The sequence below is a fragment of the Solirhodobacter olei genome (assembly GCF_004010155.1).
GTDB classification, from domain to species: Bacteria; Pseudomonadota; Alphaproteobacteria; order Rhodobacterales; family Rhodobacteraceae; genus Solirhodobacter; species Solirhodobacter olei.
This window is the reverse complement of record NZ_RRYH01000111.1, coordinates 1-364: the sequence shown is the minus strand read 5'-3', so window position 1 is coordinate 364 and position 364 is coordinate 1. Positions and strand designations below refer to the sequence as shown.

The window sequence follows — 364 nt, the reverse complement described above, 5'->3', positions numbered from 1 at the left end:
CGATGAAGCCCGCGGCCTCGATCGCCTTGAGGTCGTTGAAGCCAAGCTGATGGCCCGGCGCGACACAGAAAAGGCCATAGGGCGCATGCTCCGGCCCCGCCTCGATCCGGCGGAAGCCCTGGCGGCCCTGGGGGTCGTCGGTCGCGTAGAAGTGCAGCTCGTTGAACCGCTCCTGGCTGAAGGCCAGCGCGCCCCGGGTGCCAAAGACTTCGAAGTCATGCTGCATCTTGCGGCCGGTGGCGATCCAGTTGCCCTCGATGGAGCCGGTGGCGCCGCTCTCGAAGCGCAGGAAGGCGCGGCCGATGTCGTCGACCTCGACCTTGCGGCGGCCACCCTGCCCGTCCGCGCGCTCGGCGATCATCGT

The 364-nt window shown here is 69.0% G+C and carries 1 protein-coding gene; it reads right to left on the bottom strand.

The genetic code is table 11. The features are described 5' to 3' along the window. On the bottom strand, positions 1-364 hold a 364-nt coding region (locus EIP85_RS22660; RefSeq protein WP_422067231.1), incomplete at both ends, for a Gfo/Idh/MocA family protein.